This is a genomic window from Microbacterium sp. NPDC055599 (genome assembly GCF_053618975.1).
The window spans coordinates 141300-159570 of the sequence record NZ_JBSHIM010000007.1 but is presented as its reverse complement, the minus strand read 5'-3'; the positions used below and the strand labels follow the sequence as shown (position 1 = coordinate 159570).

Annotated in this window: 17 protein-coding genes; 10 read left to right on the top strand and 7 right to left on the bottom strand. The window is 66.8% G+C overall.

Annotated features, from left to right (window positions below; genetic code table 11):
• Positions 1–7: 7 nt before the first annotated feature.
• The 3 genes from ACWGQ1_RS08845 to ACWGQ1_RS08835 are packed head-to-tail and all read left to right on the top strand — an operon-like array spanning position 8 to position 2348.
• Positions 8–754, top strand: coding sequence for a GDSL-type esterase/lipase family protein (locus tag ACWGQ1_RS08845; protein WP_452312827.1), 747 nt, complete (start codon positions 8–10; stop codon positions 752–754).
• Positions 751–1494, top strand: coding sequence for an SUMF1/EgtB/PvdO family nonheme iron enzyme (locus tag ACWGQ1_RS08840; protein WP_452312806.1), 744 nt, complete (start codon positions 751–753; stop codon positions 1492–1494). Before ACWGQ1_RS08845 ends, ACWGQ1_RS08840 begins: the two co-directional genes overlap by 4 nt.
• A 41-nt stretch (positions 1495–1535) precedes the next feature.
• Positions 1536–2348, top strand: coding sequence for an arginase family protein (locus ACWGQ1_RS08835; RefSeq protein ID WP_452312805.1), 813 nt, complete (start codon positions 1536–1538; stop codon positions 2346–2348).
• 18 nt (positions 2349–2366) lie between these two features.
• On the opposite strand, the gene ACWGQ1_RS08830 is transcribed toward ACWGQ1_RS08835, so the two are convergent.
• Together ACWGQ1_RS08830 and ACWGQ1_RS08825 are read right to left on the bottom strand one after the other, a co-directional pair.
• Positions 2367–3545 (bottom strand): DUF4232 domain-containing protein, encoded by a 1179-nt coding sequence (locus ACWGQ1_RS08830; protein ID WP_452312804.1) that lies wholly within the window; start codon positions 3543–3545, stop codon positions 2367–2369.
• A 4-nt stretch (positions 3546–3549) separates the two neighbouring features.
• The gene (locus ACWGQ1_RS08825) at positions 3550–4887 is read right to left on the bottom strand and encodes an MFS transporter (protein ID WP_452312803.1); all 1338 of its coding nucleotides are present in this window, start codon (positions 4885–4887) and stop codon (positions 3550–3552) included.
• Between the two features lie 73 nt (positions 4888–4960).
• Here ACWGQ1_RS08825 and ACWGQ1_RS08820 point away from each other — a divergent pair, with 73 nt between their 5' ends.
• Together ACWGQ1_RS08820 and ACWGQ1_RS08815 are read left to right on the top strand one after the other, a co-directional pair.
• Positions 4961–5329 carry a VOC family protein gene (locus tag ACWGQ1_RS08820; protein ID WP_136037347.1) on the top strand — a complete coding sequence of 123 codons (369 nt, stop codon included), beginning with the start codon at positions 4961–4963 and terminating at the stop codon, positions 5327–5329.
• A 30-nt stretch (positions 5330–5359) separates the two neighbouring features.
• The gene (locus ACWGQ1_RS08815; protein WP_452312802.1) at positions 5360–5788 is read left to right on the top strand and encodes a pyridoxamine 5'-phosphate oxidase family protein; all 429 of its coding nucleotides are present in this window, start codon (positions 5360–5362) and stop codon (positions 5786–5788) included.
• A gap of 238 nt (positions 5789–6026) precedes the next feature.
• On the opposite strand, the gene ACWGQ1_RS08810 is transcribed toward ACWGQ1_RS08815, so the two are convergent.
• Positions 6027–7331, bottom strand: a complete 1305-nt coding sequence (locus ACWGQ1_RS08810) for a hypothetical protein (protein ID WP_452312801.1) — start codon at positions 7329–7331, stop codon at positions 6027–6029.
• 376 nt (positions 7332–7707) lie between these two features.
• On the opposite strand from ACWGQ1_RS08810, the gene ACWGQ1_RS08805 reads away from it, so the two are divergent.
• Positions 7708–10491, top strand: coding sequence for an RNA 2'-phosphotransferase (locus ACWGQ1_RS08805; protein WP_452312800.1), 2784 nt, complete (start codon positions 7708–7710; stop codon positions 10489–10491).
• Positions 10492–11032: 541 nt separating this feature from the next.
• Here ACWGQ1_RS08805 and ACWGQ1_RS08800 read toward each other — a convergent pair.
• Genes ACWGQ1_RS08800 through ACWGQ1_RS08790 form a run of 3 tightly spaced genes read right to left on the bottom strand, consistent with a single transcriptional unit; the run spans position 11033 to position 14284 of the window.
• Complete coding sequence (locus ACWGQ1_RS08800; RefSeq protein WP_452312799.1) at positions 11033–13393, bottom strand: ATP-binding cassette domain-containing protein; 2361 nt, start codon at positions 13391–13393, stop codon at positions 11033–11035.
• Positions 13394–13430: 37 nt separating this feature from the next.
• Positions 13431–13841: a VOC family protein gene (locus tag ACWGQ1_RS08795; protein ID WP_136032376.1), complete on the bottom strand. Its 411-nt coding sequence runs from the start codon at positions 13839–13841 to the stop codon at positions 13431–13433.
• Between the two features lie 5 nt (positions 13842–13846).
• Entirely contained in the window at positions 13847–14284 is a 438-nt protein-coding gene (locus ACWGQ1_RS08790; RefSeq protein ID WP_136032445.1) for a helix-turn-helix transcriptional regulator, read from the bottom strand.
• 140 nt (positions 14285–14424) lie between these two features.
• On the opposite strand from ACWGQ1_RS08790, the gene ACWGQ1_RS08785 reads away from it, so the two are divergent.
• Positions 14425–15021: an HdeD family acid-resistance protein gene (locus ACWGQ1_RS08785; protein ID WP_136032374.1), complete on the top strand. Its 597-nt coding sequence runs from the start codon at positions 14425–14427 to the stop codon at positions 15019–15021.
• A gap of 64 nt (positions 15022–15085) precedes the next feature.
• Here the strand turns inward: ACWGQ1_RS08785 and ACWGQ1_RS08780 are convergent, their stop codons facing one another.
• Positions 15086–15850, bottom strand: a complete 765-nt coding sequence (locus ACWGQ1_RS08780) for an SDR family oxidoreductase (protein WP_452312798.1) — start codon at positions 15848–15850, stop codon at positions 15086–15088.
• A gap of 121 nt (positions 15851–15971) precedes the next feature.
• On the opposite strand from ACWGQ1_RS08780, the gene ACWGQ1_RS08775 reads away from it, so the two are divergent.
• From ACWGQ1_RS08775 to ACWGQ1_RS08765, 3 genes are read left to right on the top strand one after another with little or no spacing between them, the layout of a single operon-like run.
• Positions 15972–16445, top strand: coding sequence for an NfeD family protein (locus ACWGQ1_RS08775; protein ID WP_136032370.1), 474 nt, complete (start codon positions 15972–15974; stop codon positions 16443–16445).
• A gap of 8 nt (positions 16446–16453) precedes the next feature.
• A complete protein-coding gene (locus ACWGQ1_RS08770; protein ID WP_136032368.1) occupies positions 16454–17383 on the top strand; it encodes an SPFH domain-containing protein in 930 nt (309 codons plus the stop codon).
• Entirely contained in the window at positions 17380–18156 is a 777-nt protein-coding gene (locus ACWGQ1_RS08765; RefSeq protein WP_452312797.1) for a glycerophosphodiester phosphodiesterase family protein, read from the top strand. The genes ACWGQ1_RS08770 and ACWGQ1_RS08765 overlap by 4 nt, the downstream gene beginning before the upstream one ends.
• Positions 18157–18271: the final 115 nt, after the last annotated feature.

Genomic DNA, 18271 nt, shown 5'->3' with positions numbered 1-18271 from the left:
GACCGATGTGCGATTCGTGGCGATAGGCGACTCCTTCACGGAGGGCGTGGGGGATGTGCTGCCCGACGGGCGCGAGCGCGGATGGGCGGACATCGCGGCACAGGGGTGGGCCGACGCCGCCGGTCACCCGATCCAGTACGCCAACCTCGCGATCCGCGGCAAGCTCGCCTGGCCGATCGTGGAGCAGCAGCTCGAGCCCGCGCTGACGCTGCGCCCCACCCATCTGTCGTTCAACGGGGGCGGCAACGACATGCTCCGTCCGCGGGCCGATCCCGAGCACATCGCCGACGCGTTCAGCCGCGTGCTCCGGCGCTGCGACGAGGAGGGCGTCACCATGATCCTGCTCTCCGGAGCGAACCCGAGCGGCCAGCTGCCCATGGGGTCGCTCGTGCAACGCCGGGGCGACCTGCTGTCGGAGGCCGTGCTGCGCCGCATCGAGGATCGCCCTGATGTGATCCGCGCCCTGAACTGGCCGGACCGCGAGCTCTCGAAGCCGCCGTACTGGTCGGAGGACCGCCTGCACATGAACGCCGCCGGACATCACCGGGTGGCTGCGCGGGTGCTCCACGCACTGGGCTTCGAACCCCCGGAGGCCTGGTGGGCGCCGCTCGACCGCCCGGGTCTCGGCCCGTCGGGTCTCGCGTACTATCGCGAGTTCGTGGGTCCCTGGGTGCGCCGCCGGGTCACCCGCACCTCCTCGGGTGACGGGCGCACGGCGAAGTACCCGACCTGGATCGAGTGCACGCCCGCGTGAGCGACATCCAGCTGACGCGCCTTCCCGCCGGAGAGGTCACACTGCACGATGCACGGACGCGTTCGACGCGGCAGGTAACCCTGGAGCCGTTCCTGCTCGGCGTCTTCCCGGTGACGGAGGAGCAACTGGCCGAGGTGCTGGGCGTCGCCGTGCGACATCCCCGCCGCCCGGCCGCCGACGTGAGCTGGCTGCGAGCCGTGCACTTCTGCAATGCGGCGTCGGAGTGGGAGGGCTTCGACCCCGTGTACCGCTTCGACGGCGAGGACGTGACCTGGGACACGACGGCGGACGGGTACCGGTTGCCGACCGAGGAGGAGTGGGAGTTCGCGTGCCGTGCCGGCTCCGCGGGCCCGCACTATGCACCACTCGCCGATGCGGCGTGGACAGCGGCTGATCACGTCTCCGCGCCGCAGGACGTCGGCGGGAAGCTGCCCAACCTCCACGGGCTGTTCGACACGCTCGGCAACGTGTGGGAGTGGTGCTGGGACCTGCTCGACCCTGCGCGGTACGACGACTATCGCGTCTTCCGCGGGGGCGGGTTCGCCGACGAGGTGTGGAGCGTGCGTGCGTCCGTCCGCCGCGGGGGAGCACCCCGGATGCACCATGACGACGTGGGCTTCCGCGTCGCTCGCGGCGGCTTCGACCACGAGGGAGAGGCCAGGGGTGGTCGGCCGCCGGCGACCGCGCGCGCCTCCGTCGACGGGCCGCTGCCGGGCGGCTGGACGCCCCGCCGCCGCTGAGTCGTCGCGGCCGTGCCGGGCGAGGATGGGAGACTGGGGGGATGTCCTCCCCGTTCTCGCTCATCCTGTCCCAGGGCCGTGTGGCCGACCGCACCGACGGGGCCCTGGTGGGCGCCCGGCTCGTGGCCGACGCCCTGTCCGCGCTCCTCGGCACTGACGCGCAGGTGGTGGGCACTCCGGACGCTTCCCGCCAGGACGACTGGAGCGAGGCGCTGCCTGCCGCGGCGACGACGCTCACGGGCCTGCGTCACGCCGTCAACACAGCGATCTCCTCGGGCACGACCCCGCTGCTCGTGACGAACACCTGCGCAGCGAGCCTCGGCACCCTCCCGTCCGTCGCAGAGCATCACCCCGATGCGGTCGTGCTGTGGATCGACGCGCACGGCGACTTCAACACACCGGACACGACCGGATCGGGCTACCTCGGCGGCATGGTGCTCGCCGCCGCCTGCGGGCTCTGGGACAGCGGTCACGGTGCGGGGGTGGATCCGCGCCAGGTGGTCGTGGTGGGCGGGCGCGACATCGACCCCGCGGAGGCCGAGCTGCTGGCGGCCAACGGCGTCACGGTGCTCAGCCCGGGGGAGAGCACCCCGGAGCGACTCCGGGAGCTGGTCGCCGGACGACCGGTGTGGATCCACGTGGACTGGGACGTGCTCGAGCCCGGGTACATCCCCGCCGCGTACCGCGTGGGCGACGGGCTGCTCCCGCACCAGATCGCCGCGCTGTTCGCCTCGCTCCCGGCTGAGAGCGTCCGCGGTGTCGAGCTAGCGGAGTTCGAAGCGGGCGACGCCGAGGTCCCGGAGCGCGTCAGCGTGGAGCTCGTCCTCGAGACCGTCCAGCACCTGCTGCGCTGAAGACAGGGAGCGTACCGGCTACGGGGCTGCCCCGGCGGACGTGTCGAGCTTCCACGCCGTGACCTCGACGGTGGATCCCGCGACGATGTCGAGCTCGACCGGCCACGAACCGCGCTCCAGCCCCGGAAGGCGAGCTGCGTAGAGCTGCCGTGCCACGAGCGCCCCCGCGGTCGCGTTGGCGTCCCAGCCGAGCACCGCGGTCGCCTGTCCCTGCGGGGGAACGGTGATCGTGGCGCTCCCGTCGTCCGTGGCGAGGAACGACGATCCCGGAACCACCTCGACGTCGAGCGCGTGTCCGTTCTGGTCGGCGAAGGCGATGTCCGGATAGCCCTCGATCACGCACGGCTGCTCGCTCACGTTGACCAGGTGGATCGCCTGGGCCCGGTGTCCTGTGGCTCCGTCCGCTGCACCGAGGAGCAGCGTGGCGCGGTCGCCGGTGCAGGCGTCGGTCTGGAGGGTCGGTGCACCGACGCCCGGAGCGGTCTCGGCGACGGGATCGCCGACGGCGGTCGGATCGATGAGCGCGCCGGTGTCGTCCGTCGTCGCCTGTTGTGCGGCGTTCTCGCGGATGATGTCCTGCTGTCGCGCGTCGTCGGCGAGCCCGCCGCCGACGACGAACAGCGCGACGCTGACGAGCGCACTGATCAGCGCGGTGCGCGCTCGAACCGGCGGAGCCGCCTGCCCGTCACGACGGCCGAGGAGGACGGCCGGGATCCAGCCGCTCATCACCGCCCAGTACGTCGTCACGGGGGCGCTTTCCACCACGGCCACGGTGAGTCCGTGCAGGCCGAAGTCCTGCAGGTACGAGATCGCCCGGATCGCGTCCACCCCGAGCCCGAGCACGGCCCCCGCGATGACGGCGGCGAACCACAGAGCCCAGATGCCGCGGCCGGATGGAGCGACGCGGTCGGACACGAACCAGGTGACCGATGCCAGCACCGCCGCCACGAGCACGAGCAGGACAGGCGTCCATGCCGCCGGGAGGCCCCACGTGTTGGCCTGGACGGGACCGACGCCGAAGAAGCTGAGGAGTCGGGTGACCACGATGTCGGAGCCCCAGAGCCTCGCGGCACCTCCGGCGAGCAGCCACAGCGCGGCGAGGATCAGACCGGCCGTGACGCCACGGGGCAGGCGAGCGATCCGCCGCCGGTCCGACTCGTCGAGACGGGAAGGAGCCGAGGGGGGAGCGGAGGCCATGCGCTCATCCTAGGGGCGAGCGCCGGCGTCGCTCGGGATCCAGACCCATGCGGATGCGTGTGCGCTTGCGTTCGATCAGGATGAAGGTCACACCCAGCGCCCAGAGGGGGAGGGGCGCGAGGAACGCCAGCCGGAATGCCTCGAGGGAGTAAGTCTCGGGCGTGCCTGCGCCCTGCACGTCGAGGAGCAGCCCGATCAGGAAGATCGCGAGGAGTGCGGCGATGAAGCCCCCCGCGTTGGTGACGCCGGTGGCGGTGCTCAGCCGGTGGCTCGGGTTGTGGGTGCGGGCGTGGTCGAACGCGATCATCGATGCCGGGCCCCCGGTGGCCAGAGCGACGGCGAGCACGGTGAGCAGCCATGCCGGAGCCGGCCCGGGGAGGGCGATCACCGCGATCCATGCCGCCGCCTGCACCCCGACAGCCGGGAGCACGAGGGCGAGGGAACGGTGGTTCGGAAGGCGCCGCGACAGATCGCCGATCACCGGCCCCAGGACCATTCCGGCGACCACGTAGATCGAGATGATCCCAGCGGCAGCCGCGGGCCGAAGCCCTTCGCCGACGGTGAGGAACGGCATGCCCCAGAGGAGGACGAAGGCCGTGCCGGCGAACGGGGTGGTGAAGTGGGACCAGAACGCGAGGCGCGTTCCCGGGTGCGCCCACGCCGCCCGGATTCCGACGCCGGTGTCGATGGCGGACGTGACGACGCGGACGACGCCGGTGTCCGTGTTCACCGTCACGTCCGCGCCCCGCTCCGGCGGATGGTTGCGGATGACGAGCCAGACCAGCACCGTGAACAGCAGTCCGAGCCCGGCGATGCTGCCGAACGTGATGCTCCATGTGGTCGCGTGCAACAGTGCAGCGACGGGTACCAGGGCGATGAGCTGCCCTGCCTGACCGATGATCCCGGTGAACTGCACCATGAGCGGTCCGCGTTGCGCGGGGAACCAGGTCGCCACGAGGCGCAGCACGGCGGGGAACACCGCGGCGTCGCCCGCGCCCAGGAGCACACGCGCGACGATGGCGATGCCGACGCTGGGGGACAGCGCCATGGTGAGCTGCCCGGCCGCCATGAGCAGCATCCCGATCGTGATGATGGGCCGCGACCCGTAGCGGTCGAGGAGCACGCCGATCGGGATCTGCATCCCGCCATAGACCGCCAGCTGGACGACGGCGAACAGCGCGAGGGTGGATGCGTCGGCCTGGAAGCGATCCGCCGCCTCGACACCCACGGCCCCCAGCGAGGTGCGGTTGGTGATCGCGAGCACGTAGGCGGCGACACCGACCGACCAGATGGTCCACGCGCGCCACCCCGGAGAGGCGGATGCGTGGGAGAGGGGCGGCACCGTTCCACGCTACTCCTGCCCGCCGACGCGCCGGACGAGCGCGATGTCGGTGCCCGCCGGTAGCGTGCGCCGCATGACAGGAACCTCACAGCACCACACCATCGACTATGTCGAGCTCGTCGTCACCGACCTCGCCGCAGCGAAGCAGTTCTATGCGTCGGCGTTCGGGTGGGAGTTCGTCGACTACGGCCCCACGTACGCCGGGATCGCTTCGGGCAGGGGAGACGGCAGCGAGGTCGGGGGACTGCTCCTCGCCGAGGAGCCGCGGCCCGTCGGAGGCCCCCTCGTGCTGCTCTACTCCGACGACCTCGATGCCACGCGCGACGCGATCGAACCCGCCGGCGGGCGCATCCTGCAGGAGCCGTACGACTTCCCGGGCGGACGGCGACTGCACTTCGCGGACCCGTCGGGCAACGAGCTGGGAGTCTGGTCGGCCGCGTGAGTCCGGGGCGACGGCGTTAGTCTCGTGAGCATGGCCATCGATCCCCACGACAGAGTTTCGGTGGTCATGTTCATCCGTGAGCACGGGCGCGGCGTCGCGGCGACCGTGTCAGCGGGCGGCGAGCCGGAGGCCGCGCTCGTCGGTGTGGTGGCTCTCGACGACGGGACGATCCTGTTCACGAGCCGCTCCGAGTCTCGCAAGGTCGCGAACCTCGTGGGCAACGGGGCGGTGGCGCTCGTGGTGGGCACAGAGGGGTCGGTGACCCTGCAGCTCGAGGGGAGCGCCGAGGTGGCTTCGGCCGCGCGGGCGAAGGAGCTGGAGCCGGTGTTCTTGCGGCACGCTCCGGGATCGCGCGTGACCGATCCTGGATTCGCGCTCGTCATCGTGCGACCGCGGTGGGTTCGTTCCTACGACGTCTCCGATGCCGTACCCGTGGTCGTCGAAGCCCTCTGGAGCTAAGCGGCCGCGTCAAGACCGCGCGAATCCCTACCGGTCGACCGACGGTACTGCGAGACGCACCGCCTGGGCGCTCGTGCAGCGGTGGCGGGGAAGGGCGGCAGGGTCGACGACCCCACCCGCTTCTCGACTGACTGGGAAACGGTGTTATCACTTCCGGGGACATTCGCTCCTAGCGCCGCTTCGGCAAGAGCGAACCCGCATCTGAGGTCGTTGCCGATGCGGCAGGTGGCCAAGCGTCCTAACCGGCGTGAAAAACAAGCCGACCTCGCTCGAAAGCATCGACGGGACCATCGTCCGATACCTTGATCGCCAGTCCGGCTACGCTCCCATTCCAAGCCGCGGTGGTTCTCGCGCCGGGAAACCTTTGGAGATGTGCTAACCCCGATTCAGCGAGGGTCGACGCCGTCGGCTCCGTCACCATGCTGGCTACATCGAGGACTTGCCCTGTACTGCTCAACACGATCGCGCCGTCGATGCGTGACGCGATTCGCAGTAGGCGAGAGGTCAGGTGATCATCAAGGGCAATCCCCGTCAGAGTTGCCCGGAGCGCTTTTGACGACCTTTCTGCATCCCGGTGGTCTGGGATCACCTGAGAAACATTGATATCTGGGCCGAGGACTAGAAACAGTGCACCTTGATGCGAGAAGCTTGCACTTCGGACGAGGCGTACGACGTGTTGAGCCACAGAATCGTCGCTGTGCCGCGCGACGATCGCTTCCAATCTCATCCAGTTCTGATATCGCCACCTTCCCTGCGTGTTCACGAACGTCACCCCCGACGGTAGCGCGAGGTGAATATCTCCTGAAACAGAAGCGGAAAGAACCGAGGTTCCAGCTCGAAGATGCCCATAGAGGCCCTCGAGCTCAGCAGTCGGAGCCAGTTCTACTGAGTGTGACCAAGGTTGTTTGGCATCAGTGAACCCTCGCACCCGCCCCGAGTGGCCGACCGTGACCAAGGCGAAGTCGCCGTTTTGCAGGAACGGTCGAAGCCATTTCTCGTTGAGTAGCGCCCGCTCGAAGTCCATTGGTTGTTCGAACGCGTTATATCGATCGCCTACCGCCGTACGGAAGCTCTCAAGATTCTTTACCATCACAAGACTTCCGGCGAATGGAACACCCTCGTACGTCTGTCTGGCTGCCGCTCCGAAAGCTCTTACCCAGCGCAGAAGTGGCGTCGTTGCGAACGGCGAGATCCGCGACGCCGCCCTGAGGAATCTAGTATCTGACAGTTCAGACCAGACCTCCTGCGCTCTGCGCGAGGAACCAACTACTTGAAGATCGTGGTCGAAGACAGCCGCCAGCCTTTTGAAAAACCTCAGATCATCGGTTGAGATGTGGAAACTCTCGGACGGAGTCAGTACGACACGTTCGCGGTGATCCTCCGAAGTGACCCACGCTTCGCATGTGTCACCGACCTTGGAGAAGCCCGCACGACTGCGATGCTTGTCGGCTGCCTCTGTGCGGGCAACGTGCCAGTCGCCGGCGATCCGATCGAGCAGTTGTCCTAACTCGATCGCGAGCAAGGTCGTAGTTGTGTCGGTCATATTCATCATCGTAGAAGTCAGGGGTGCCCATGGTCGAAGACAGATGGACAACAGGGAGTCCTGGCATTTCTTGGTGCGGGCGATCACAGACCTCGCTCGGCAGATTCGCAGATCACGGAGCCTGGTACTTTCGTAACAACTCGTAGTGTTCTTCCCAGCAACGAAAGGACAATCATTGGTCTCTCGCCCATCGCCAGCCGATATCGCCTTGCGTCTCGAGCGGTCTCGCGGACCCCATGACCCAGTTGCTCTATCTCGGGAGTTGCGGAAGAGGAACCCCGAACTCGCACGAGCGATCGCTGGACTCGGGCTGAACATCGAAGACGAGTTCGGCCGCTGGATCGATCGTTTCGGAACAGACCGAGTAAGGGTTTGGATGGCGACGACACCTGAGCCACTGAAGATTCTTGCGGAGTGGCGGAGCATGCAAGACCCGGAGTTGCCGCTCCTGGCTGCGTTAACGATGGAATGGCGTCTCGGGTCCCTCGGCACGCAACTCGGACCATACTTCCGCTCCTCCGGTAGTTCCTTCGCCGCCGAGATCGTCGAAGCGCGCTGGAAAGTCGCACACGCGCTTCGATCCCATGCAGCATCGACGCGTTTCTTCGAACCGTTGGTTCTGAGTAGATCGTGCAATCTCACGCGGAAGTACTACGAGCGTCTTCGCCCTTTCGCTTCCAGCACTGACACCGGTCGAAGCGGTCGTCGGATCGACCGCGAGATCGCTCGACATACTGTCATGGCCAGTCGCTTCGGTGCATCGACAGAAGACGAACTTCGAGCCGCGATGGAGTCTGTCAACTCCTCCATCACGGACGACGACCATCAGATCGCGGCACTGTGGGTAGAGGCAGCTCTTGAGGTCTATCACGCTTCTCATGACAGGGAAGTCCTGCAGCAGGCAATAGCGTTCGCTCGATCACGCGCGGTACCACGCAATGACTGGCCGCAATGGCACCTCACCGTGGCTGAATTGTGGCTGAATCTCGTTGAGCACGGTGGAGAGTCCGCTCGCGCTAGTTTCGTTGCGAAGGCGCAGGAGGCTCTCGACAACCTGGCCGACCACGAGTTGGAGGTGACTCACGAGATCAGGTGGAAATTGATGCGCGCGCTATGCCAATTCCTGGAGGCCGCGACGACATCGCATTCCCTGTGGCGGGTTCGTCTGCCGTTCTTGCTCAGGACCTCTTCCGACTTGCCGCCGATTGTGGTCGCTGCTGCTGATCATCTAATCGATGCGTTGAAACCCGGGGCAGATCGGGGCCAGTACCAGTACCGTGAGTTCCTCGCCGAACTGCAATCAAAGCTTGCTCGGAACGATCAATCAGCCACCCAGCTCGTCCGGTTGAAGGAGTCGATCCGTCTCCGTCGACCTGTGAATCACAAGAAGGCCCTCACCGGAACCCGCGATCGTCTTGCGCAGGCCCAGGATCTCTTTGCAGTGTCGCGACTGAGCGCAGACCGAAGTCTAAGGACGGAAGGGATCGAAGTTCTCCTCGAAGTTCTTCGAGACAAGCCTGCCGCCAGTGAACCACTCGTGTTGTTGGCCACTGAACTGGAGGCACGTGGGCCCGGTACGGCCCGGGGAGTCAGCGTTGATCCGGTGTTACGGAACGCAATCACTAACGGCGACTTTGAGAAGGTTTTTGCGTTGGGCGCGGTGTCCGCATTTCGCGATCAGACTCTTCGAGTCAGTGAACTCGGCGGTCGCGGAAAAACCTACACCGTTGCTGACTTCTCAGGATTCAGCGGCCAGACCTTCGTTTTCAAGACTGCCGCGACGTCTGCGGTTGCCCGAGACAGGTCACGTGCCTCGGCAATTAGTCGCCACCTCGAAGTGACACGAGAGACTCCTCATTTCGGAGTCATTGAGCACCTCACAGAGTTGTCAATTCCCGAATTGGGCGACGTTGGAGAACTGGTTAGCGTTCGGCGTTTCGCACACGGTACGACGTTGCGAGAGGCCCTCCTCACCGCGCCGGGTGCTCAGCGCCAGAAACTACTCCGACGTGCGGCGCAGTTCCTTGGGGTTATTCACAGCTTCGAACCGCTTGGCGATGACTCAGCGCCAGGAATCAGGCGACAGGTCAAGGAACGAGAACTCGGTCGATGGCTCCGGCGGCTGGTTGGTCCTCTCAACTACCTCGACTTCTTCGATTCGTGGTGGTCAATGTTCAAAGATCTGCCCCACGTGAGCAGACGGGACGCGCACAGCCTCAATTGGATCGTGGACGACACAGATCGCGTTTTTGCAGTCGACCTGGAAGCGCAGGGGCACCGTCCCGTCTGTTACGAACTTGCCCAGCTGATCGATGACTTCCCGGCCCTGCGCGCCGATGATCTTGAGGGCCGACTCGATGTGTTGCGCGCCTACGCGCAGAAAGTAGGGGTTCCGGAGGATGTGCTTCGAGTGGCACTCGAAGCAAGCACTGCGGCGAGGGCCGTAGGCTTGTTGTCGGACCCCAGGTCAACACCATTGGTGCAGGCACACGGCTACGAGCTTCTCAGTCACGCGGCGGTGTACGGCACGGATTCCGAGCTTCGAGCCTGGGCCAGTGAGCTGATGGACGCATGGCAGTTGAAGGTAGGGCTCGCAGATCCCAAACGGTTCCGTACCCTCGAGCCAGTGGATCGTGTCCGCATCAGCAAAGCGATGTCCTACCATCTGCGCCACGATCGGGCTGCGCCAGTCACGAGGGGCGGGTGGATCTTCGCAGATGACCTCGCTGAAATCATGCAGGCGCATGGTCATCGCGTTACTGCCGAGCAACTCCTCGTTGTGGCCGGTGCCCTCGGGGAGCCTAGGTTCCAACTAGACGGGGGAGAGATCCGTGCAGCTTACGGCCACTCCATCAAACGTCGCGACGACTTCGAGTCCGGCCCTAAGCCCGAGCGCCTCTTCCACGCGACCCCCGCAAGAAATTTGGCCCAAATCCTTGAAGCGCAGTCCGGTCTCGAAGCGCGAGGCCGGCAGTATGTCCATCTCTCTCCAGATATCCCAAGTGCGATCGCTTCGGCATCTCGACATGGTGCCGATGTGGTCCTCCTCAGCGCCTTCGGCGAATCGATCGAGGGTCTAGTGCGCGCAACCGAGGACACTTGGCTTGCGCCGCACGTACCCGCAACTGCGCTTTCAGTAGTTCCCCTGCACGCTTACTGAACGCTGCCGAGTGCTCACGCTGCACGAAACGTTGCGCGCTGGCGTGGGACGACGGTCGAGACCAACCTCCGATCTGAGCTTATGGACCTCGCAGAGCGGGCGTATAAGTAGGACGCCCTACACAATCTGCAGTTAGCACCATCATGACCTGACATAATGTGCATTATCGGTTAATGCACGAGGGGCACCGCGGCCGAGCGACGTCGCCCACACGCTGTCATGATCGAACCCAGGAACGCTGCACACGAACGCCCGATCGAGTTGTGTTGCCTGCTCTGGGCGCGTCCCGGGCTGGCCGTGGAACTGAGCCGCTATGAAGACGTGGTGCTGGCGTTCCTTCCAGACCACGGCGGCGTTCTCCTGCAGCGTGCGATCTCCACATCCGGTGACGACGCGCCCCACGAGGTCCAGTTGTATCGATTCCCGAACGGTGCGGCGCTGGACGCCTCTCTCGCCGATCCGCGTCGACGTGAACGCTCCGCCGAACGGGACCGCGTCGTCGCACGCACGACGCGGTCCCGTGGCGATCACGTCTGCGTGATCAGCGTCCGCTCACGTACTCCGCCAGGTGCTCCCCCGTGAGCGTCGATTTTTGGGATACCAAATCTGCGGGCGTCCCTTCGAACACGATTTGGCCGCCGTCGTGCCCGGCGCCGGGTCCGACATCGACGATCCAGTCGGCGTGCGCCATGACCGCCTGATGGTGCTCGATGACGATCACGGTCTTGCCCGCGTCCACGAGCCGGTCGAGCAGCCCCAGGAGCGTGTCGACGTCCGCGAGGTGCAGCCCCGTCGTGGGCTCGTCGAGCACGTAGATGTCGCCCTTCTCCCCCATCTGGATCGCCAGCTTGATGCGCTGACGTTCTCCGCCCGACAGCGTCGACAGGGGCTGGCCCAGCGACAGGTAGCCCAGACCGACGTCTTCGAGGCGGCCCAGGATCGCGGCCGCCGCGGGAAGCTTCGCCTCGCCCTCACTGAAGAAGGCCCGGGCCTCCGCGACGGGCAGATCGAGCACCTCGGTGATGTCCTTGCCTCCGAGGGTGTACTCGAGGACCGCCGCCTGGAAGCGCTTACCGCCGCAGTCCTCGCAGGGTGTCTCGATCGTGTCCATGAACCCGAGCTCCGTGATGATGACGCCGGCGCCCTTGCACGTGGGGCACGCGCCCTCGGAGTTCGCGCTGAACAGAGCGGGCTTCACGCCGTTGGCTTTCGCGAAGGCCTTGCGGATGGGCTCCAGCAGACCGGTGTACGTCGCGGGGTTGCTGCGCCGCGACCCCTTGATCGCGGACTGATCGATCGCCACGACGCCCTCGCGACCGGACACCGAGCCGTGGATCAGGGAGCTCTTGCCGGATCCGGCCACACCCGTGACGACCGTCAGCACGCCCGTCGGGATGTCGACATCGACGTGCTGCAGATTGTTGGTCGAGGCGCCGCGGACTTCGATCCGCCCGGCGCCCGTGCGCACGGCGGGCTTGAGCTTCGCGCGGTCGTCCAGGTGCTCCCCCGTGCGGGTGCCGCTGGCCTTCAATCCGTCGACCGTGCCTTCGAAGCAGATCTCGCCGCCCGCGCTCCCCGCTCCTGGACCGAGGTCGACCACGTGATCGGCGATCGCGATCGTCTCGGGCTTGTGCTCCACGACCAGGACCGTGTTCCCCTTGTCCCGGAGTTGCAGCAGCAGCCTGTTCATGCGCTGGATGTCGTGCGGATGCAGGCCGATCGTCGGCTCGTCGAACACGTACGTGACGTCGGTGAGCGCGGACCCGAGGTGCCTCAGCATCTTGATGCGCTGCGCCTCACCCCCCGACAGCGTGCCGGACGGGCGTTCCAGGCTGAGGTAGCCGAGGCCCAGCGTGACGAACGCGTCGAGGTTCGCGCTGAGGGCCTCCAGCAGAGGCGCGGCACCGGGAAGCGTCAGGCTCCGCACCCAGGCGGCGAGATCGGTCACCTGCATGCGGCACGCGTCGGCGATGCTGATCCCCTCGATCTTCGACGACCGCGCGCCCTCGGTGAGGCGGGTCCCGTCGCACTCCGGGCATACCGCGAACGTGGCGACGCGCTCCACGAACGCACGGACGTGCGGCTGCAGCGCGTCGAGGTCTTTGGAGAGCATCGACTTCGTGATCTTGGGGATCAGGCCCTCGTAGGTCATGTTGATGCCCGAGATCTTCACCTTGGTGACCTCGCCGTAGAGGAAGAGGTGCCGCTGCTTCTCGGTGAACTCCGCGATGGGCTTGTCCGCGGGGTAGAAGCCGGACTGCGAGAAGCCTTTCACCATCCAGCCGTCTGCCGTGTACCCGGGCACCATGATGGCGCCCTCGTCGAGCGACCGGGACTCGTCGACGATCTGCGACAGGTCGAGGTCCGACACCGCTCCCCTGCCCTCGCAGCGCGGGCACATGCCGCCGAGGTAGATCGCGTCCTTCACGATCTTCTTCTCGCCGCCCGGCCCGGTCATGACGCCGCTGGCTTTCTGCGTCGGGATGTTGAACGAGAACGCGGTCGGTCCCCCGATGTACGGCTGCCCGAGCTTGCTGAACAGGATGCGCAACATGGCGTTCGCGTCGGTCACGGTCCCGACGGTCGAGCGCGGGTTGGCGCCCAACCGCTCCTGGTCCACGATGATCGCGGTGGTCAGACCCTCCAGGACGTCGACGTCGGGGCGCGGCACCGACGGCATGAATCCCTGCACGAACGCGCTGTACGTCTCGTCGATCATGCGGCGGGACTCCGCGGCGATCGTGTCGAAGACCAGCGAGCTCTTGCCCGAGCCGGACACACCGGTGAACACCGTGAGCCGTCGCTTCGGGATGTCGGCGCTGACGTCCTTCAGGTTGTTCTCGCGCGCACCCTGCACGCGGATCAGGTCGTGGGTGTCCGCGGGGTGCGGTGCAGCGGTCATCGGTGTCCTTCTGTTCGGGGCGGCGTCGCCGGTGGCGTCAGCCGGCCTGGTTGATACGGAGGAGGTTGCCCGCCGGGTCGCGGAACGCGCAGTCGCGCACGCCGTACGGCTGATCCATCGGCTCCTGCACGACATCGGCCCCCGCCTCCACGAGACGCTCGAACACGGCGTCGAGGTCATCGCTCGCGAGGGTGAGCGCGCCGTAGCTTCCTTTCGCGATCAGCTCGAGGATGGTCTGCCGCTCGGTGTCGGTGATGCCCGGGTCCGTCGCCGGCGGATGCAGCACGAGGGAGGTCTCCGGTTGGTCCGTCGGGCCGACGGTCAGCCAACGCAGCCCGTCGTAGCCGACATCGTTGCGCACCTCGAAGCCGAGGGCGTCGCGGTAGAACCCGAGCGCCGCCTCGGCGTCGGTGTGCGGGAGGAACGCGTAGTGGATGCTGATGTTCATGATGCTCACGTTAGGTCCGCGTCGGGACGCGGCGCTTCTCGATTCCTGATCGGTCGGATGACCTGCTTCGCCTGGAACGACGGGATCCCCTCGACGGTGGCAGCGCGTTCACGGTACACGCTGGGTGGGACACCGACCAGCTCCGAGAACCGCGTGCTGAACGTTCCGAGCGATGAGCAGCCCACCGCGAAGCAGACCTCGGTCACGCTGAGATCTCCGCGACGCAGCAGCGCCATCGCACGTTCGATCCGGCGCGTCATAAGGTACGCGTACGGCGACTCGCCGTATGTCTCACGGAACCGACGACTCAGGTGCCCCGCCGACATGTGCACGCCGCGGGCCAACGCCTCGACATCGAGCGGTCTGGCGTATTCGCGATCGATCCGGTCCCGCACCTTGCGCATCAGGACGAGCTCGCGCAGCCGGGCATCATCCACCGCCATCACGAGACGATCCTGCCATGACGTGGGGTGTCGCGTGGTGTCGGAGTGCGACGCGTTCCGGCGGTCCTCCCCCGCGAACGCCTGCCGAGCGCTACCCTGGGGGCATCCTCACAGGATCTTCTCAGAAAGGGTCCCCAACCATGTCTGAAGCAATCAACGAGACGAAGTCGTTCTTCTCCTCCATCCGCATCGCCCTCGCCGTGTCCGGCGTGCTCGCCCTGCTCGCAGGCATCGTCCTGCTCGTCTGGCCGGTCAAGTCGGCCGTCATCGTCACGGCGATCTTCGCGTCGTACCTCGTCGTCGCCGGCATCGTCTACATCGGGCTCGGCATCTTCTCGCAGGCGAAGGGCGGCTGGGCACGGGTCGGCCACATCGTCCTCGGCCTGCTGTACATCGCGGCCGGAGTCATCGCGTTCTTCAACCTCAACGTGGCGGCGGCGACGCTCGCCCTGGTCGTGGTCATCTTCATCGGCGTGAGCTGGATCGTCGACGGTGTCGTGGCCCTCTCGCTCCTCGGCAGCGACGGGTCCCGCGTCTGGACCGTGCTCTACGCGATCCTCAGCATCGTCGCTGGAATCATCGTGCTGTTCTCGCCGGCCATCGCGGGCTTCGCGTTCTGGCTGCTCCTCGGCATCTCGCTGATCGTGCTCGGCATCGTCCAGATCGTCCGGGCCATCACGCTGGGCAAGGACGAGAAGAACGTGATCGCCGACGTGCAGGGCTCCCCCGCCGTCTGACCTCACGAGACGACTCCGCCCCGGTGCCGCCACAAGCGGGCCGGGGCGGAGTCGTATCCGAGGATCAGGAGGCGGTGAAGGCGCTCACGTCGCCGACGAGCCGCGTGTTGTCCTCGGGGACCGGATCGATGACCGCCTTCGCGACCTCGGCCGCGAACTCGGACACGTTGTACAGGCGCCCGGCCGACTCGCGGCGCTCCGCAATGGCCCCGGGGTTCGCACGCTCCAGGAGCGTGGCCGTGATGGTGCCCTCGATCATGTCGCCGGAGACCACGGTGAAACCGACGCCCTTCTCGGCGAGACCGGGGATGAGCTCGCGCAGCGCATCCTCACCGGCGCGCTTGGAGAGGGCGACCGGCTCGTACTCCGGCATCGTCGGGGTGGTGCGGATGAAGTGGGCCTGGTGGCTGGTCACGAAGACGACACGGGCGCCGTCGTCGAGCAACGGGGTGGCCGCGTTCAGCACGTTCAGCTGCGCGTCGCGGTTCAGCGTGAGGGCGTAGTCCTCCGCCATCCCGGACTCCATACCGCCCGAGGCGTTGAGCACGAGCACGTCGAGGCGGCCGAACTCCGCGCGCACCGCGTCGAACATGGCGTCCACCGACGCCGTGTCAGTCAGATCCGCGCCGACGACGAGGACCCGCCGACCGAGTTCGCGCAGTTCTGCAGCGAGCTTCTCCGCGCGCGGAGCCTTGTTGCGGAAGTTGATCACGACGTCGGCGCCCGCCTCGGCGAGGTAGCGGACGGTGTCGGCACCGACCCCCCGGGACGAGCCGGTCACGAGGGCGACCTTGCCGTCGAGGGATCCTGCGGGAAGAACGTCGGTCACGGTGACTCCTCATGATGCGTGAAACGCCGTGAGCGCACGGCTCTCTCACATTACCAAGCGGTTGCGAGGGCACCCCGATCGCCGGGGCAGCGCGTGATACGTTGACCACAAAGGAGGCCGAATGGACAACTTCTCGACTTTCGTCGTGTTCATCGACCAGTGGGCGTGGATCGGATGGCTGGTCCTCATCGCCGTCTTCCTCGTGATCGAGATGCTCTCGCTGGACTTCACGTTCCTCATGCTCAGCTTCGGCGGCCTGGTCGGACTCGTCACGGACTTCCTCGGCGTGCCGGTGTGGATCCAGATCATCATCGCCGGCATCGCTGCCGCCCTCTTCATCCTGTTCCTCCGGCCTCCGCTGCTGCGGCGGCTGCATCGCGGCGCCGACCCGGCCCGGTCGAACGTGGATGCTCTGGTCGATCTGCGCGGCTTCGCACTGAGCGACATCACGCAGGTGTCCGGGCAAGCCAAGCTCGCCAACGGCGACACCTGGACGGCCCGCTCGTCCTCCCCCGTGCCCATCCCCCAGGGCGCTCCGATCGCCGTCACCGCCATCAACGGCGCCACGGCGATCGTCCGTCCCCTCAACGACTAGGAGAACACGTGGACGACGCATCGTTCATCCCCACGGTGATCATCTGGATCCTGGTGATCGCGGTCATCATCTTCGTGATCGTCACCATCGCCAGGGCCATCCGCATCATCCCCCAGGCGACCGCGGGTGTCGTCGAGCGGCTCGGGCGCTACCACAAGACCCTCTCCCCCGGGCTGAACATCCTGGTGCCCTTCATCGATCGCCTCCGCCCGCTGATCGACATGCGCGAGCAGGTCGTCTCCTTCCCGCCCCAGCCGGTGATCACGGAGGACAACCTGGTCGTGTCGATCGATACCGTCGTCTATTTCCAAGTGACGGACGCGCGCGCGGCGACATACGAGATCGCCAACTACCTCGGCGCCGTCGAGCAGCTCACCACGACCACCCTGCGCAACGTCGTCGGCGGTCTCAACCTCGAAGAGGCACTGACCAGCCGCGACAACATCAACGGGCAGCTCCGCGTGGTGCTGGACGAGGCCACCGGCAAGTGGGGCATCCGCGTCGGTCGCGTCGAGCTGAAGGCCATCGACCCGCCCGTCTCGATCCAGGACTCCATGGAGAAGCAGATGCGCGCCGAGCGGGACCGTCGTGCCGCCATCCTCACGGCGGAGGGCACCAAGCAGTCCGCCATCCTCGAGGCGGAGGGTCTGCGGCAGGCGGAGATCCTGCGGGCGGAGGGCGACAAGCAGGCGGCCGTGCTCCGTGCCCAGGGCGAGGCGGAGGCGATCCAGAACGTCTTCAGCGCGATCCATCAGGGCGCTCCCGACGACAAGCTCCTCGCGTATCAGTACCTCCAGATGCTGCCGAAGATCAGCGAGGGCCCGTCCAACAAGCTGTGGATCGTGCCCAGCGAACTGACGGAGGCACTGAAGGGCATCGGCAGCGCCTTCACCCCGAAGCCGGGCCAGGGGCCCACGGACCCCGCACCCCGCGTGTGACGCACCCGTTCTTCACGAACGCCCGCTCCCCGCGGATCTTCGCACATCGCGGTCTGGTGACCGCCGCAGGCGAGGAATCCGGGGTGTGGGAGAACACGGCGGGGGCCTTCGCCGCCGCGCACGCGGCCGGCGTCGAGTACATCGAGACCGACTGCCAGGTGACCGCCGACGGGGACGTCGTCCTGGTGCACGACCCCGACCTGCGCCGCCTCGCTGACGACTCGCGCGCGGTGACCGAGGTCCGCACCCGTGAGCTGCGTGCACTCTTCGCCGATCACGGCGGGCTGCTCACCGTCGGTGATGCGCTCTCGTCCTTCCCCGACGTGCGCTTCAACATCGACGTCAAGACGCCGGCTGCGGCCGGACTCCTCGGCCCCGTCCTCGCCCCGCACACCGAGCGCGTCTTGATCACGAGCTTCTCCGACGCGAGCCGTCGAGCGACGGTCGAGGAAGTGAGACGCGCCGGGGCCGCGCAGCGCCCCGCCACGTCGGGCGGACGCCGCACGATCGCCTCGGCCCGCGCGCTGTCGGCCTTCCGCCTCTCCCCCGCGCGTGCTCTGCGTGACATCGACGCGCTCCAGATACCGGAGCGTCGTGGCGCCCTGACCGTCCTCACCCCCGCGCTCCTGCGGGCGGCGCATCGGGCCGGGATCGAGGTGCACGTCTGGACGGTCAACGACCCGGATGAGATGCGTCGCCTCCACCGGATGGGGGTGGACGGGATCGTCTCGGACCGCGCCGACCTCGCGGTCTCGGTCCTCGCTCCAGAGTAGGGCGAGCTCTTTACCCGCCGGCGCTGGGATTCCACTGTGAATACCGCCGAGATCGCGGTCACGTGGATGAAGCCCACAGGCTCGAGCGTTATACCTGACAGCGACGAGAGGACCA

What these genes read in the sequence shown, in the direction of transcription:
- ACWGQ1_RS08835 (WP_452312805.1), top strand. Translation starts at nt 1,536, where the DNA reads ATGTCCTCCCCGTTCTCGCTCATCCTGTCCCAGGGCCGTGTGGCCGAC.
- ACWGQ1_RS08830 (WP_452312804.1), bottom strand. Translation starts at nt 3,545, where the DNA reads ATGGCCTCCGCTCCCCCCTCGGCTCCTTCCCGTCTCGACGAGTCGGAC.
- ACWGQ1_RS08820 (WP_136037347.1), top strand. Translation starts at nt 4,961, where the DNA reads ATGACAGGAACCTCACAGCACCACACCATCGACTATGTCGAGCTCGTC.
- ACWGQ1_RS08815 (WP_452312802.1), top strand. Translation starts at nt 5,360, where the DNA reads ATGGCCATCGATCCCCACGACAGAGTTTCGGTGGTCATGTTCATCCGT.
- ACWGQ1_RS08810 (WP_452312801.1), bottom strand. Translation starts at nt 7,331, where the DNA reads ATGACCGACACAACTACGACCTTGCTCGCGATCGAGTTAGGACAACTG.
- ACWGQ1_RS08805 (WP_452312800.1), top strand. Translation starts at nt 7,708, where the DNA reads ATGGCGACGACACCTGAGCCACTGAAGATTCTTGCGGAGTGGCGGAGC.
- ACWGQ1_RS08800 (WP_452312799.1), bottom strand. Translation starts at nt 13,393, where the DNA reads ATGACCGCTGCACCGCACCCCGCGGACACCCACGACCTGATCCGCGTG.
- ACWGQ1_RS08795 (WP_136032376.1), bottom strand. Translation starts at nt 13,841, where the DNA reads ATGAACATCAGCATCCACTACGCGTTCCTCCCGCACACCGACGCCGAG.
- ACWGQ1_RS08790 (WP_136032445.1), bottom strand. Translation starts at nt 14,284, where the DNA reads ATGGCGGTGGATGATGCCCGGCTGCGCGAGCTCGTCCTGATGCGCAAG.
- ACWGQ1_RS08785 (WP_136032374.1), top strand. Translation starts at nt 14,425, where the DNA reads ATGTCTGAAGCAATCAACGAGACGAAGTCGTTCTTCTCCTCCATCCGC.
- ACWGQ1_RS08775 (WP_136032370.1), top strand. Translation starts at nt 15,972, where the DNA reads ATGGACAACTTCTCGACTTTCGTCGTGTTCATCGACCAGTGGGCGTGG.